Origin of the sequence: Streptomyces sp. NBC_01716 (genome assembly GCF_036248275.1) — a bacterium.
GTDB lineage: Bacteria > Actinomycetota > Actinomycetes > Streptomycetales > Streptomycetaceae > Streptomyces.
On the sequence record NZ_CP109181.1, the window covers coordinates 7,779,448 to 7,795,625 of the forward strand.

Genomic DNA, 16,178 nt, shown 5'->3' on the forward strand with positions numbered 1-16,178 from the left:
CCTGTTAGAAACGGGCTGGCATTAGTTAGTCGGAAACGCTGAATCGGAAGGGTGGCGCATGAGCCCGAATGGAGCTCGTCCGGCCCGGGCGCACGCATCGGTGGACAATCTGCGGACTTATCTGCTGGCCGCCGCCCGGAGGGCCCCCGACCGGCCCGCCGTGATCCAGGCGGCGGCGGACGGCGGTCTGGAGACGGTCACCTACGGCGAGCTGGAGCGCCGCGTCGACGCCTGCGTCGAAGGGCTCGGCGCCCTCGGCCTGGAGGTCGGCGACCGCGTCATCCTGGAGTCCGACACCAACGCCGACGCCGTGGCGACCCTGCTGGCCTGCGCGACGCTGGGGCTGCCTTTCGTGCCCACCAGCCCCGAGGTCCCCGACGAGCGGCTTCTGACGATCATCGACAGCGCCGAGCCCGCGCTGTACCTCCAGGCCGTGCACGGGAAGCGGACCGGCATACCGGAGTCGGTCGGCACGGCCCGGTTCGGCACCGACGGTCTCACCGTGGAGCGCCCGCCGCAGCCGCGCGTCCGGCGCCGCCGCGTGGTGACGCCCATCGACACCGCGTACATCACCTTCACCTCCGGCACCACCGGCCGCCCCAAGGGTGTCGTCATGAGCCACCGCGGCGTCATCGCGTTCCTGCGCGGTGCCGAGGCGGCGGAGCTCATCACCTCCGAGGACCGGGTGGCCGGCACATCGCCGCTCCAGTTCGACTTCGCGCTGTTCGACATCGGACTCGCCCTCGGCCACGGCGCCACGCTCGTGCCCGTACCGCGCGACCGGCTCAACTGGCCCCGGCGCTTCCTGTCGTACCTGCGCGACACCGGCGCCACCCAGGTCGACAGCGTCCCGTCGGTCTGGCGTCCGGTCCTTCAGCACGAGCCCGACATGCTGGCCGAGATGGGCCAGGAGGGCATCCTGCGCCGCATCGCGTTCTCCGGCGAGAACTTCCCCCTGGAGGAGCTGAGGCGCCTTCAGGAGTTCCTGCCGAAGGCCCACTTCACCAACGGCTACGGCGCCACCGAGACGATGGCCGCCTCCATCACCGAGGTGCCCAACCCGCTGCCCGCCGAGACCGAGCGCCTGTCGATCGGCTACGCCGTCGCGGGCGCCGAGATGCTGCTCATCGGCACCGACGGCGGCCCCGTGGACGAGCCGGGCGTGCTCGGCGAGATCTACCTGCGCAGCCCCTCGCTCTTCTCCGGCTACTGGAACGACCCCGAGGCCACCCGCGCCGTCGTCGTCCCCGACCCGCTCAACCCCCGTTCGGGGCAGCTGGTGTTCAAGACCGGCGACCTGGCGTCCATGGGCGATGAGGGCGAGCTGTACTTCCACGGCCGCGCCGACTCCCAGGTCCAGATCCGCGGCAACCGCGTCGAACTGGGCGAGGTGGAGCGCCGTATCGGTCAGTTCGACGGCATCACCGGAGCGGTCGCGATGATCCTCCCGCGCCCGGACGGCGACCCGCTGCTGCACGCGTTCGTCACCTGCGCCCCCGACGGCCCCGCGCCGGACGCCAAGGAAGTCGTCGCCTTCTGCCGCGCCGCGCTGCCCGCCTACATGGTCCCGCACGGTGTGCGCGTGGTGGACGTGTTCCCGCTGACCGTCAACGGCAAGGTCGACCGCGCCGCACTGGCCGCCCACGTGGCGTCCTGAACCACCCCGATCGCCGCTGTCGCTATACCTCTTTGCCCCTTTCTTCGTTGCGGAGTATGCACATGACCGAGCAGTCAAGGGCCGCGATGCTGGAACTGGTGCTGGCGCAAGCCGCAGCTGTGCTGCGCGCCGCCGATCCGGACGCCTACGGGGACGGGGCCGTCCATGTGGCGGCCGACCACCCGTTCCTGGCGGGGGGCCTGGACTCACTGGGCCTGGTCCAGCTGCACCGCCGGCTCACCGCCGAGCTGGGGGTGGAGCTGCCCGTCACCGTCGGCTTCGACCACCCCACGCCGGTGGCCCTGGCGAACCACCTGGTGGACGTGGTGCACGGCACCGCCGGAGCGGGGGCGGCCGACGAGCCCGCGGCGGTTACCGCGCCCGCCGTCCCGTCGGCGTTCGGCGAGCCGGTCGCGATCATCGGCATCGGCTGCCGCTACCCGGGCGGGGTGACCTCTCCCGAGGACCTGTGGCGCATCGTCGCCGGCGACACGCACGTGCTCACCGAGTTCCCCGCCGACCGCGGCTGGGACCTCGACCGCATCTACAACCCGGACCCGTCGGTCACCGGCGCCAGCTACGTACGGCACGGCGGATTCCTGCCGGACGCCGCCGACTTCGACGCCGACTTCTTCCAGATCAACCCCAAAGAGGCGTTGGCGATGGACCCCCAGCAGCGGCTGCTGCTGGAGACCTCCTGGGAGGCGCTGGAGCACGCCGGCATCGACCCGGACCGGCTGCGCGGCACCCCCTCGGGCGTGTTCATCGGTGTGGAGCCGCACGAGTACGGACCGCGCACGCACGAGGCGCCCGACGGCCTCGACGGCTACGTCCTCGGCGGCAACCTGCCCAGCGTCGTGTCCGGCCGGGTCGCCTACACACTCGGCCTCGAAGGCCCCACGCTCACCGTCGACACCGCCTGCTCGGGCTCGCTGACGGCCCTTCACCTGGCCGTGCGCTCGCTCCAGGGCGGGGAGAGCCAACTGGCGCTGGCCGGCGGTGTCACCGTCATCTCCAGCCCCGGCACGTTCACCACCTTCAGCCGCCAGCGCGGCCTCGCCCCGGACGGACGGATCAAGGCGTTCGCCGCCGCGGCCGACGGCACCTCCTTCGCGGAGGGCGCGGGCGTGTTCGTCCTCGCCCGGCTGTCCGACGCGCTGCGCGACGGACACCCCGTGCTCGCCGTCATCCGGGGCAGCGCCATCAACCAGGACGGCGCGAGCAACGGACTCTCCGCGCCCAACGGACTCGCCCAGCAGCGCGTCATCCGCCAGGCGCTCGCCGACGCGCGTCTGACGCCCGACGAGATCGACGCGGTCGAGGCCCACGGCACCGGCACCATGCTCGGCGACCCCATCGAAGGCCAGGCCCTGGTCGCCGCCTACGGTCGCGGACGCTCCGCCGACAACCCCCTGTGGCTGGGCTCGGTGAAGTCCAACATCGGACACACCGGCGCCGCCGCCGGCGCGGCGGGGATCATCAAGATGGTCGAGGCGATGCGTCACCGCACCCTGCCCCGCACCCTGCACGTGGACGAACCGACCTCGCACGTCGACTGGTCCGACGGCACCGTCAAGCTCCTCACCGAGCCCGTGCCGTGGGAGAGCACCGACGCGCCGCAGCGCGCCGGAATCTCCTCGTTCGGCGCGAGCGGCACCAACGCCCACGTCATCATCGAGGCCCCGCCCGCCGTCGCCGAGACGCCGGAGACCCCCGAGAGCGCCGAACAGCCCCCGGCCGGGCGCCCGTTGCCGTTCACCCTCTCGGCCCGGGGCCAGGACGCCCTGCGCGGCCAGGCCGAACGGCTCCTGACGACCCTCGACGACGCGTCGCCGCTGGACATCGCGTACTCCGTCGCCACCACGCGCGCCGCGCTGCGCGACCGCGCCACCGTCGTCGCCGCCGACAGCGACGAACTGCGCCGCGCCCTCACCGCACTCGCCACCGGCGAGAGCGTGCCCGGACTGCTCACCGGCACCACGCTGGCCACCGGCCGCACCGCCTTCCTCTTCACCGGCCAGGGCAGCCAGCGTCCCGGCATGGGCCGCGAACTGGTGCGCGCCTTCCCGGTGTTCGCCCGCGCGCTCCAAGACGCGGCCGACCACCTCGACATGTATCTGGACGAGCCCCTGGGCGACGTGCTGTTCGCCGAGCCCGGCTCGCCGGAGGCCGAACTGCTCCAGCAGACCCGCTACGCGCAGGCCGCGCTCTTCGCGGTCGAGACCGCCATGTTCCGGCTGCTGGAGTCGTGGGGCGTGACCCCCGCACTCCTCACCGGACACTCCATCGGTGAGATCGCCGCCGCCCACGCCGCCGGCGTCATGTCCCTCGCCGACGCGGCCCTGCTCGTCGGCACGCGCGGCACCCTCATGCAGGAACTCCCCGACGGCGGCGCGATGGTCGCCGTCCAGGCGTCGGAGGCGGAGGTCGCCCCGTACCTCACCGACAAGGTGGGCATCGGCGCCGTCAACGGCCCCGCCGCGGTCGTGCTCTCCGGCGAGACCGAGGCCGTCCTCGCCGTCGCCGCCCGCTTCGCCGAGGAGGGACGCAAGACGCGCCGGCTGCGCGTCTCGCACGCGTTCCACTCGCCGCTGATGGAGCCGATGCTCGACGGCTTCCGCCGCGTCGCCGAGACCCTGACCTACCTGCCGCCGCGCATCCCCGTCGTGTCCAACCTGACGGGCGAGCCCGTCACCGAGTTCGACGCCGACCACTGGGTGCGCCACGTACGCGAGCCGGTGCGGTTCGCCGACCAGATGAGCCACCTGGAGTCCCAGGGCGTCACCACCTACCTGGAACTGGGCCCCGACGCCGTCCTGTCGGCCATGGGCCGTGAGTGCCTGGCCGACGGCGGCGCCGACGCCGCGTTCGCCGCGCTGCTGCGCGACGGACACGGCGAGGAGCGCCAGACCGTCACCGCGCTCGGCCTGGCGCACGCGAACGGCGTCGCCGTGGACTGGGACCGTTTCTTCGACGGGCGAGGCGCCCGCCGGACCGCGCTGCCCACCTACTCCTTCCAGCGCAAGCGCTACTGGCTGGACTCCGGAAGCAACAGGCCCGGCACCATCGGGCATCCGCTGCTCGACACCTCGGTGAGCCTCGCCGGCGCCGACGGCCTGATCCTCACCGGCCGGATGTCCACCCGGTCGCAGCCCTGGCTGGCCGACCACGTCATCGCGGGCGTCGTCCTCGTACCCGGCACCGGCCTCGTCGAACTGGCCGTACGCGCCGGGGACGAGGCGGGCTGCGCCGCGGTCGAGGAACTCACCCTGGAGACACCGCTGACGGTCACCACCGCGGCCGGTGTGGAGGTCCAGGTCGTCGTCGGCGCGCTCGACACCACGGGCCGCCGTTCGGTCGAGATCTACTCCCGCCCCGCGGGCAGCGAGGAGAACTGGACCCGCCACGCCAGCGGCATCCTGACCGAGCACGGCCAGGGCGCCACGGCCGACCCCGCCGTCTTCACCCAGTGGCCGCCGGCCGACGCCGAGCCGGTCGACATCGAGGACCTCTACGAGCGCCACGCCGCCGGCGGATACGGCTACGGACCCTCGTTCCGCCGCGTACAGGCGGCCTGGCGCCGGGGGAGCGAGGTGTTCGCCGAGGTCTCCCTCGACGAGGCGGGCGCCGACCGGTTCGGACTCCACCCGGCGCTGCTCGACGCCTCGCTGCACGCCGCCGAAGGCCCCGAGGACGACGGCCAGGTGCGGCTCCCGTTCGCCTGGCTCGGCGTCGAACTGCACGCCTCCGGCGCCACGGCCGTCCGCGTCCACCTGGTGCAGACGGGACCGGACGAGGTCGCGGTCGAACTGGCCGACGCCAACGGGGCGCCCGTCGCCACCGTACGGTCCCTCGTCCAGCGGCCCGTGCCGATGGACGGCGTACGGACCTCCGGCGCGGGCGGCGGCTCGCTGCTGCGCGTCGAATGGACCGGGATCCAGGCCCCGGCCGAGGCGGACGCCGCCGCCGGAGAGTTCCAACTGGCGTACGTCCCCGCCACCTTCCCCGGCGCGCCCGCCGACGCCGCGCGCGAGGCGACCCTGCACGCCCTGACGCTGATCCAGGACGCGCTGCGCGACGACACCCGGCTGGCGATCGTCACCCGGGGCGCCGCGTACGACCTCACCCTCGCGCCCCTGTGGGCGCTGGTGCGCTCCGCCCAGGCCGAGAACCCCGGGCGCTTCGTCCTCGTCGGCACGGACCGCGACGTACCCGAGGACGAGCTGCGCGCCGCCCTGGCCTCCGGAGAGCCCCAACTCGCCCTGCGCGAGGGCAGACTTCTCGTACCGCGACTGGCCCGCACCGCCGTGCCCGAGGAGCCGCGCCCCGTCGCGTGGCACCCCGAAGGCACGGTGCTGATCACCGGCGGCACCGGAGGTCTCGGCGGCGTCGTCGCCAGGCACCTCGTCCGGCAGCACGGAGTCAAGCACCTCCTGCTCACCGGCCGACGCGGCCCCGACAGCCCCGGCGCGGCCGAACTCGTCGCCGAACTGGCCGAGTTGGGCGCCGCCGCCACGGTGGCCGCCTGCGACGTCGCCGACCGCGACGCCGTGGCGGCGCTGCTGGCGACGATCCCCGGTGAGCACCCGCTGACCGGTGTCGTCCACAGCGCCGGAGTCATCGACGACGGACTGGCCGGATCGCTCACACCCGAGCAGGTCGCCACCGTCTTCCACGGCAAGGCCGACGGCGCCTGGCATCTGCACGAGCTCACCCGGGAGCTCCCGCTCGCCGCGTTCGTGCTCTTCTCCTCCGCGGCCGGCACCCTGGAGGCCGCCGGGCAGGGCAACTACGCGGCGGCCAACGCCTTCCTGGACGCGCTCGCCGAACACCGCGCCGCCGACGGCCTTCCCGCGACGGCCCTCGCGTGGAACCTGTGGGCGGGCGACGCGGGCATGGGCGCACGCCTCGACGAGGTGACGCTGCGCCGCGCGGAGCGCTCCGGGCTCCCCGCCCTGACCTCCGAGGAGAACCTCGCCCTCCTCGACCAGGCCCTGCTCACCGACGCGTCCGCACTGGTCCCGCTGCGCCTCGACGCGTCCGCGCTGCGGGCCCGCACCGAGGGCGTCCCGCCGATGCTGCGGGGCCTGGTCCGCGCGCCCGCCCGCCGCCAGACCGCCGCCGCCGTGGCGGCGAGCGGCCCCGGCGGAGCACTGGCCGACCGGCTCGCCGGAAAACCGGACGCCGAACGCGAGCGGATCGTCCTCGACCTGGTCCGCACCCAGATCGCCGCCGTCCTCGGCCACGACAGCGGCACCGCGATCGACCCCCGCCGGGCCTTCACCGAGCTGGGCTTCGACTCGCTGGCCGCCATCGAACTGCGCAACGCGCTCGGTTCGGCCACCGGGCTGCGGCTCACCTCCACGCTGATCTTCGACCACCCGACCCCGCGCGCCCTGGTCGACCATGTGCTGGAGACCGTACGCGGGGCGGCGCCCGCCGCCGTCGCACAGCGGCCCACCGTACGGGCCGCGACGGACGAGCCCATCGCGATCGTGGCCATGGGCTGCCGCTACCCGGGCGGGGTGACCTCTCCCGAGGAGCTGTGGCGGCTGGTCGCCGATGGCACCGACGCCATCACCCCGTTCCCCGAGGACCGGGACTGGCACACCGAGGACATCTACGACCCCGAGCCCGGCAAGCACGGCACCACGTACACCCGCGAGGGCGGCTTCCTCCACGAGGCCGCCGACTTCGACCCCGCCTTCTTCGGTATCAGCCCGAAGGAGGCCCAGGCGATGGACCCCCAGCACCGCATGCTCCTGGAGGTCGCCTGGGAGGCCCTGGAACGGGGCGGTATCGACCCGCTCTCGCTGAAGGGCACCGCCGCCGGCGTCTTCGCCGGCGTCATGAACCACGACTGGTCGAACCGCCCCGGCACCGTCCCCGAGGACCTCGCCGGCTTCACCGACGGCGGCGGACTGGGCAGTATCGCCTCCGGCCGTATCTCCTACACCCTCGGCCTCACCGGCCCCGCCGTCACCATCGACACCGCCTGCTCCTCCTCCCTCGTGGCCATGCACTGGGCCATGCAGTCGCTGCGGCAGGGCGAGTGCTCGCTCGCCCTGGCCGGCGGAGTCACCGTCATGGCGACCCCCGAGACGTTCGTCGGGATGAGCCTCCAGAGCGGCCTGGCCGCCGACGGCCGCTGCAAGGCGTACGGCGCGTCCGCCGACGGCACCGGCTGGGGCGAGGGCGCGGGACTGCTCCTGCTGGAACGCCTCTCCGACGCGCGCCGCGCCGGACACCCCGTACTCGCGGTGATCCCCGGCTCGGCGGTCAACCAGGACGGCGCGTCCAACGGTCTGTCGGCGCCCAACGGCCCCGCCCAGCAGCGGGTCATCCGGCAGGCCGTCGCCTCCGCCGGACTCTCCCTCGCCGACATCGACGTGGTCGAGGGCCACGGCACCGGCACCACCCTCGGCGACCCGATCGAGGCACAGGCGCTGATGGCGACCTACGGCCAGGAGCGCCGGTCCGGCGACCCGCTGTGGCTCGGCTCCATCAAGTCCAACCTCGGCCACACCCAGGCCGCCGCCGGCGTGGCCGGCGTCATCAAGATGGTGATGGCGATACGCAACGGCGTACTGCCCCGCACCCTGCACGCCGACACGCCATCCCCGCACATCGACTGGACCGAGGGCGCCGTCGAACTGCTCACCGAGCGCAGGGACTGGACGGCCGACGGCAGCCCGCGCCGCGCCGCGGTGTCCTCCTTCGGCGTCAGCGGCACCAACGCCCACGTGATCATCGAGCAGGCACCGGCACCCGCCCCCCGGGAACCGCGCGGCGAGCGCCCCGCGATCCTCCCGCTGACCGTGGCCGGATCGTCGCCCGAGGCGCTGCGCGCCCAGGCGGCACAGGTCGCCTCCTATCTGCGCGAGAACGACGACGTGGACGAACTGGACGTCGCGGCCTCGCTCGTACGCGGTCGCGCCGCCCTGGAACACCGCGCCGTGGTCGTGGACGCCGACCGCGACGGCCTGCTCGCCGGACTCGACGCGCTGGCCGCCGGGAACTCGCACCCCTCCCTCGTCCAGGGCGTACGACGCGGCGACTCGCGAGCCGTACTGGTCTTCCCCGGCCAGGGCTCGCAGTGGCAGGGCATGGGCGTCGAACTCCTCGAACACTCACCGGCGTTCGCGACCCGCCTCGGCGAATGCGCCAAGGCCCTTGAGCCGTACGTCGACTGGAACCTGCTCGACGTGCTCCACGGCGCGCCCGGCGCACCCGCCCTGGACGCCGTCGACGTCGTACAGCCCACGCTGTGGGCGCTGATGGTGTCGCTCGCCGAGGCCTGGCGCGCCGCCGGCGTCGAACCGGCCGCCGTCGTCGGCCACTCGCAGGGCGAGATCGCCGCCGCCTGTGTCGCCGGCGCCCTGTCCCTGGAGGACGGCGCCCGCGTCGTCGCCCTGCGCAGCCAGGTCATCCGCCAGGACCTCGCGGGCCGCGGCGGCATGATGTCGGTCGCCCTGTCCTCCGACAACGCCGCCACGTACCTCGCCGAATGGGACGGCCGCCTCCAGCTGGCCGTCGTCAACGGCCCCGGCTCCGTCGTCGTGTGCGGCAGCCCGGAAGCCCTCGACGAACTGCGCGCCCGTCTGGACACCGACGGCGTCCAGGCCCGCCGGATCCCCGTGGACTACGCCTCCCACTCGGTGTTCGTGGAGGAGATCCGCGAGCGGCTGCTCACCGAACTGACCGGACTGGAGCCGCGTACCTCGTCCGTCCCGTTCTACTCCACCGTCACCGCGGGACCGCTGGACACCGAGAGCCTCGACGCCCAGTACTGGTACGAGAACCTGCGCAAGACCGTCCGGTTCGAGGAGACCACCCGGGCGCTGCTGGCCGACGGCTTCGAGATCTTCGTCGAGGCCAGCCCGCACCCGGGCCTGCTCACCGGACTCGACGAGACCGCCGAGTCGGCCGGGATCGCCGCCACGCTCGTCGGCACACTGCGCCGCGACTCCGGCAGCCCGCGGCAGTTCCTCACCTCACTGGCCGAGGCGTACGTACGGGGCGCGGCCGTCGACTGGGAGAGCCGGTTCGTCGGAACCGGGGCCGTCCGCGCCGACCTGCCCACCTACCCCTTCCAGCGCAAGCGTTACTGGCTCCACATGACCGAGCAGCCCAGTGACGCGCTCGGCATCGGACAGCTGCCCGCCGACCACCCGCTGCTCGGCGCGGCGGTGCCGCTCGCCGGCGCCGGGGGAGTGCTGCTCACCGGACGGCTCTCGCTCTCGGCACAGCCGTGGCTCGCGGACCATGTCGTCGGCGGCACCGTGCTGTTCCCCGGATCGGGCTTCGTGGAACTGGCCGTCCGGGCCGGCGACGAGGTCGGCCGGGGCCGTGTGGAGGAGCTGACCCTGGAGGCGCCCCTCGCCGTGCCCGAACGCGGCGGCGTGGCCATCCAGGTCGTCGTGGACGCCGACCTGCGCACCGTGTCCATCCACTCGCGGCCCGAGAACGCCCCCGTCGACGTCGTCTGGACCCGGCACGCCCAGGGCACCCTTGCCGACGCCGCTGCCGAACCGGCCCCCGAGCCGGCCGCCTGGCCCCCGCCGGGCGCCGAACCCCTCGACCTCACCGGCTTCTACGAGCCCATCTCCGCGGACGGACTCGTCTACGGCGAGGTGTTCCAGGGAATGCGCGCCGCCTGGCGCTCCGGTGACGAGGTGTTCGCGGACATCGCGCTGCCCGAGCGGGCGGCCGGCGAGGCTCAGCGGTTCGGGCTGCACCCGGCCGTACTCGACGCCGCCCTGCACGCCACCGCGCTGCTGGCCACCGACGCCGAACGCGTCACACTGCCGTTCGCCTGGACCCGGGTCGACCTGCACGCGTCGGGCGCCGCGGCGCTCAGGCTGCGGATGACCCGCCTGGGCGAGGACGAGGTGGCGCTGCGCCTCACCGACACCGCGGGCCGCCCCGTCGCGTCCGTCGAGTCGCTCGTCCTGCGGCCGGTGGCCGCCGGCGGGCTCACCCAGCCAGGCGCGTACGACGACTCGCTGTTCGAGCTCGTCTGGGCCCCTGCCGCACCGGGCGAGTCAGGCCCCCGCACAGTCGTGCACCGCTGCGTGGGCGGCGACACCGCCGAAGCGGTCCACACCGAGACCGCCACGGCACTCGGTGTCCTCCGGTCCTGGCTGGAGGACGGGGCCGAGGACGCCGTACTGGCCGTCGTCACCCGGGGAGCCGTCTCCGCCGGCGGCGAGGACGTCACCGATCTCGCCGGAGCGGCGGTCTGGGGCCTCGTCCGCAGCGCCCAGACGGAGAACCCCGGTCGCGTCGTCCTGATCGACCTGGATCCGGGCGCCGACGACACCGCCATCGACCTCGGCCCGTCGGTCGCCACCGGCGAGGCACAGCTCGCCATCCGTGACGATGTGATCCTCCGCCCCCGTCTCGCCCGGGTCACCGGCGACCGGGGCACCGCCGCCACCGTCTTCGGCGGCCGGCCCGGCACCGTACTGATCACCGGCGGCACCGGCACCCTGGGCAGCCTCGTCGCCCGGCACCTGGTCACCACCCACGGCGTCACCGACCTGCTGCTCACCAGCCGGCGCGGCCCGGCCGCACCCGGCGCCGCCGAACTCATCTCCGAACTCACCGGGTTGGGCGCCCAGGTCGAGGTGGTCGCCTGCGACACCGCCGACCGCGACGCGCTGGCCGCCGTACTGAAGGACCGCACCGTCGCCGGAGTGGTCCACACCGCGGGCGTCCTCGACGACGGGATCATCTCCTCGCTGACGCCTTCGAGGCTGGCCGCGGTGATGCGTCCCAAGGTCGACGCGGCGCTGAACCTGCACGAACTCACCGCGGACCAGGACCTGTCGGCGTTCGTCCTCTTCTCGTCAGCCGCCGGTGTGACCGGAGGCGCGGGCCAGGGCAACTACGCCGCCGCGAACACCTTCCTCGACGGCCTCGCCGCGCACCGGCGCGCGAACGGGCTGCCCGCGCAGTCGCTCGCCTGGGGACTGTGGGAGGAGGCCAGCGGCATGACCGGCGAACTGGCCGAGGCCGACGTGGCCGTCATGCAGAACGACGGCGTCCTGCCCATCGCCTCCCAGGATGGCCTGGCGATGCTCGACGCCGCCGGAGCGCTCGACAGGGCCTTCCTGGCCCCTGTCCGGCTCGACCTGAGCGGCCAGAGCCGCGCCGACGTGCCGTATCTGATGCGTGATCTGGTACGCGGCCCGGCCCGCCGCGTCGTCGACGTCGCCGCGCCGACGGCGGAGCCCGCCGAGAGCCTGCGCGACCGGCTGGCCCGGCTGACGCCGACCCGCCGCGAACAGGCGCTGCTCGACGTGGTCCGCGCACAGGCCGCCGCCACCCTCGGCTTCGCCGACGCCGACGAGGTCGACGCCGAACGGTCGTTCCGCGACATGGGCTTCGACTCACTCGCCGCCGTGCGGTTCCGCAACGGCCTCGGTGAGGCCGTCGGGGAACGCCTGTCCGCGACGATCGTCTTCGACCACCCGACGGCGCTCGTCCTCACCAGGCACCTCCTTGAGGAAATGGCGATCAACGAACCGGAACCCGAGCCGGAGCCGGCCGAGCCCACCGAGGACCGCACCGCGGCGATCCAGAACATGGACCTGGCCGAACTGCTCCGCACCGCGCGACGATCAGGAGAATCCTCATGACCCAGCTGCTCGACGACACCGACCGGAGCGTGTTCGCCACCGACGAGGAACTGCTCCACCGTGTGCTGACCCCCTACCGGGCCAAGCGGTGCGAGTACCTCACCTCGGCCACCGTCACCTCGGCGGGCGACCCCCGCGACGGCGGACGACTGACCGCCGCGTGCACCTTCGAGATCCCCGAGTCCTGCTACATCGACGACACCGGGCACTTCAACTCGGTCGAGTTCAACATCTGCTTCAACCAGATGGCCTACTACCTGATGGCCAAGTCGGTGAAGGAATCGCTGGTCGAGCCCTTCTCCCGGTGGACGCTGGACCAGTTCTGGACCCGGCAGCTCGCCGACGTGTTCATCACCGACTTCAAGAGCACCTTCCGCAAGGCCATGCGCGGGCGCCGCTTCAAGGGCGAGATCGAGATCGTCGACATCGCCGAGTGGGACGCCAACGACCTGCGCGAAGCCCTGGTGATCCTGCGGACCCGCTGCCACTACGCCGACGAGCACGGTGGCGAGAGCAACGGCGAGGTCACCGCCGCTGTCACCAACCCGCCCGTGATCTGACCCCCGTCCGGACTTCGCGAAGGAAGCGACAATGAGCAAAGCAGAACGCCCCGGGCTTCCTGACGGAGTCCTGGAGGTCGACATCGAGCACCTCTACAGCCGCTTCGCCGACCGCGGGCTCCAGTACGGGCCCGCGTTCCGGGGCCTGCGGTCGGTGTGGTCGCACGGCGACGAGGTCTACGCCGACTCCGCGCTCGACAGCGCGGCAGGCAGCGACGACTACCTCATCCACCCGGCGCTGCTCGACACCGCGCTCCAGGCCGCGCTGGTGCCGGACCTCGAACGCGACGACCGGACGTTCCTGCCCTTCGCGCTGCGGGGGATACGCGTCCACCGGGCGGGCGTCCGCGCCGTCCGTATCCACACCGTCCCCGGCGACGGCGGCGTCTCACTGGCGCTCACCGGCCACGACGGCGAACCCGTCGCCACGGTCGGCACCCTCGTCAGGCGCGCCGTCACCGCCGACCAGCTCGACGCCGCCGCGCAGCGCACCCAACTGCTCCGCGTCGCCTGGAAATCCGTCGTCCAGCAGCCCGACCACGCCGACCAGCGGCACTGGGGATTCCTCGGCACCGACCGCATCGGACTCACCGGCGCGCTCAAGGCCACCCGCCGCTCGTTCGACTCCTACCCCTCGCTGCGCGAGCTCGACTCCGTGCTGCGCGAGGGCACTTCGGTGCCCGACGTGGTCGTCGTCTCCTGCACGGACGAGGACTCGCCGGTGCGCTCGGCCGCCCAGCGCGCCCTGATGCTCGTACAGGAGTGGCTGGCCGACGACCGCCTGGCCAAGTCCCGGCTCGTCCTCGTCAGCAGCGGAGCCGTCGCCGCCCGCGCGGGGGAGGACCTGTCCGACGTGTCGGGCGCCGCCGTCTGGGGTCTGCTGCGCAGCGCCCAGTCCGAACACCCCGGCCGCTTCGTCCTCGTCGACGTGGACGACCCCGGGAACTCCGGCCGCGCCCTGGTCGCCGCCGTGGCCTCCGACGAGCCGCAACTCGCCGTACGCCAGGGCGCGCTGCTGCGGCCCCGCCTCGTACGGTCCCCGCCCCCGCAGGGCCGTAAGAGCCTCACCGGCACCGTGGTGATCACCGGCGGCACCGGAGCGCTGGGCCGTCTGTTCGCCCGGCATCTGGTCACCCGCCACGACGTCAAACACCTCGTGCTGCTCAGCCGCCGCGGCCCCGACGCCCCCGGCGCCGCCGAACTCGTCGCCGAACTCAACGAGTTGGGCGCCCGCGCCGACGTCGTCGCCTGCGACGCCGCCGACCGGCCGTCGCTGGAGCGCGCGCTGGCCGACATCCCCGCGCCGTCCGCCGTCATCCACACCGCCGGTGTGCTCGCCGACGCCGCGGTCGGCACCCTCACCCCGCGCGGACTCGACAAGGTCCTGCGCCCCAAGGTCGACGCCGCGCTGCATCTGCACGAGCTGATCCGGGACCCGGACTGCGTGTTCGTGATGTTCTCGTCCGTGGCGGGGCTGGCCGGCAACGCCGGACAGGCCAACTACGCCGCCGCCAACGCCGTACTCGACGCGCTCGCGCACCACCGCCGCACCCACGGCCTCCAGGGCGTGTCCCTCGCCTGGGGCCTGTGGGAGAGCGAGGGCGGCATGGGCTCCGACCTGTCGGCCGCCGACCGCAACCGCATGAAGCGCTCCGGCTTCGCCCCCCTCGGGTACGACCAGGGCCTGGCCCTCTTCGACGTGGCCCTCGCCGGCGACGACGCGGTCCTCTCGCCGGTCCGGCTCAACGAGGCGGGCCTCACCGGCGACATCCCGCCCGTCCTGGAAGAGCTGGCGCCCGCCCGTACCGGCAAGCACGCCGTGACCGACACGCTGGTCAGCCGTCTCGCCGACCTGCCCGACGACGAACGCGAGGCCGCTGCGGTGGAGTTCGTCCGCGCCGTGGCCGCCACCGTCCTCGGCTACGACAGCGCCGACGACATCGACCCCGAGCGGGAGTTCGGCGAGATCGGCCTGGACTCCATCGGCAACCTCGAACTCAGCCGCCATCTGGCGGCCGCCACCGGGCTGCGGCTTCCCGCGACCCTCGTCTTCGACCATCCGACACCCGCAGGTCTGGCCTCCCATCTGCGTCGACTTCTCCAGGAGAGCAATTCATGAAAACTGTTGTCGTCGGCGGCGGCGTCATCGGCCTGGCCACCGCGTGGCGCGCCGCGCGTGAGGGCGTCTCCGTCACGGTGATCGACCCGGCCCCCGGCACCAAGGCGTCCCACGCCTCCGCCGGCATGCTCCCCGGTCACAGCGGACAGCTCTACGACCAGGAGGAGCTGCTGCGCCTCTGCCTGGCTTCCCGCGACCTCATCCCGTCCTTCTTCGCCGAGCTGGAGGAGTTCGCCCCCTCCGGCTTCCGCCGGGACGGCGTACTGGACGCCGCGTTCGACGAGGACGCCCTGCGCGACCTCGACCAGCAGCACGCCTTCCAGGAGTCGCTCGGCATCCGCACCGAACGCCTCACCCCCGAGGAGTGCGCCAAGCTTCAGCCGGCCTTCGGGCCCGTGCTCGCCGGCGTGCTGATGCCGGACGACGGCGCCGTCGACCCGCGCGTCCTCCAGCCCGCGCTGATCACCGCGATCGAGGCCCTGGGCGGCACCGTCATCCGCAGGGGCGCCACCCGCGTCGAGGACCACACCGTCGTCCTCGACAACGGCGACAAGGTCCCCTTCGACCGCGTCGTGCTGGCCGCCGGCTGCTGGACGCACCAGATCGAGGGCCTGCCCGAGGGCGCGATCCCGGAGATCCGTCCCGTCAAGGGCCAGATCCTGCGTCTGCACTCCGACACGCCGCTGCTCAACCTCACCTCCCGGGCCCTGTCCACGGGCGGCGCTTCCCTCTACCTGGTGCCCCGCCTGGACGGCGAGCTCGTCATCGGCTCCACGTACGAAGAGGCCGGTTACGACGAGACCGTCACCGCCGAGGGCACCCAGAGCCTGCTGGCCCGCGTCACCAAGGTCATCCCCGGCGCCGGCTCCCTGCGCTTCGCGGAGATCAGCGCCGGGCTGCGGCCCGCGTCGCCCGACGGGCTCCCGGTCATGGGCCCGACCGTGGTTCCGGACGTGTACATGGCCTCCGGCCACTTCCGGATGGGTGTGCAGCTCACTCCCATCACGGCCTCGATCATGGCCTCGTACCTGACGGACACCACGCCGCACGAATCGGCGGCGCCGTTCAGCCCCCTCCGCTTCGCCTGACCGACCTCTCCGACGTCCTCCCTCCCCGCGGCTCGCGGGGAGGGAGGACGTTTTCGTGCCCGGGGGTGGAGGACCTGAGCGCGACACAAAGACCGGCAGCCGCCCACGCCC

General features: G+C 73.4%; 5 protein-coding genes. All 5 read left to right on the forward strand.

Translation table 11 applies throughout. The annotated features are described in order from the left end of the window. Positions 1-58 precede the first annotated feature (58 nt). On the forward strand, positions 59-1,657 hold the full coding sequence (locus OIE74_RS34715; RefSeq protein ID WP_329390864.1) for an AMP-binding protein: 1,599 nt from the start codon (positions 59-61) through the stop codon (positions 1,655-1,657). Between the two features lie 62 nt (positions 1,658-1,719). Further along, the gene (locus OIE74_RS34720) at positions 1,720-12,300 is read left to right on the forward strand and encodes a type I polyketide synthase (RefSeq protein ID WP_329390866.1); all 10,581 of its coding nucleotides are present in this window, start codon (positions 1,720-1,722) and stop codon (positions 12,298-12,300) included. Continuing rightward, complete coding sequence (locus OIE74_RS34725; protein WP_329390868.1) at positions 12,297-12,860, forward strand: FcoT family thioesterase; 564 nt, start codon at positions 12,297-12,299, stop codon at positions 12,858-12,860. Before OIE74_RS34720 ends, OIE74_RS34725 begins: the two co-directional genes overlap by 4 nt. 31 nt (positions 12,861-12,891) lie before the next feature. Further along, entirely contained in the window at positions 12,892-14,979 is a 2,088-nt protein-coding gene (locus OIE74_RS34730) for a type I polyketide synthase (protein ID WP_329390870.1), read from the forward strand. Beyond that, positions 14,976-16,067 (forward strand): glycine oxidase ThiO, encoded by a 1,092-nt coding sequence (thiO, locus tag OIE74_RS34735; RefSeq protein WP_329390872.1) that lies wholly within the window; start codon positions 14,976-14,978, stop codon positions 16,065-16,067. The genes OIE74_RS34730 and thiO overlap by 4 nt, the downstream gene beginning before the upstream one ends. Positions 16,068-16,178 lie beyond the last annotated feature (111 nt).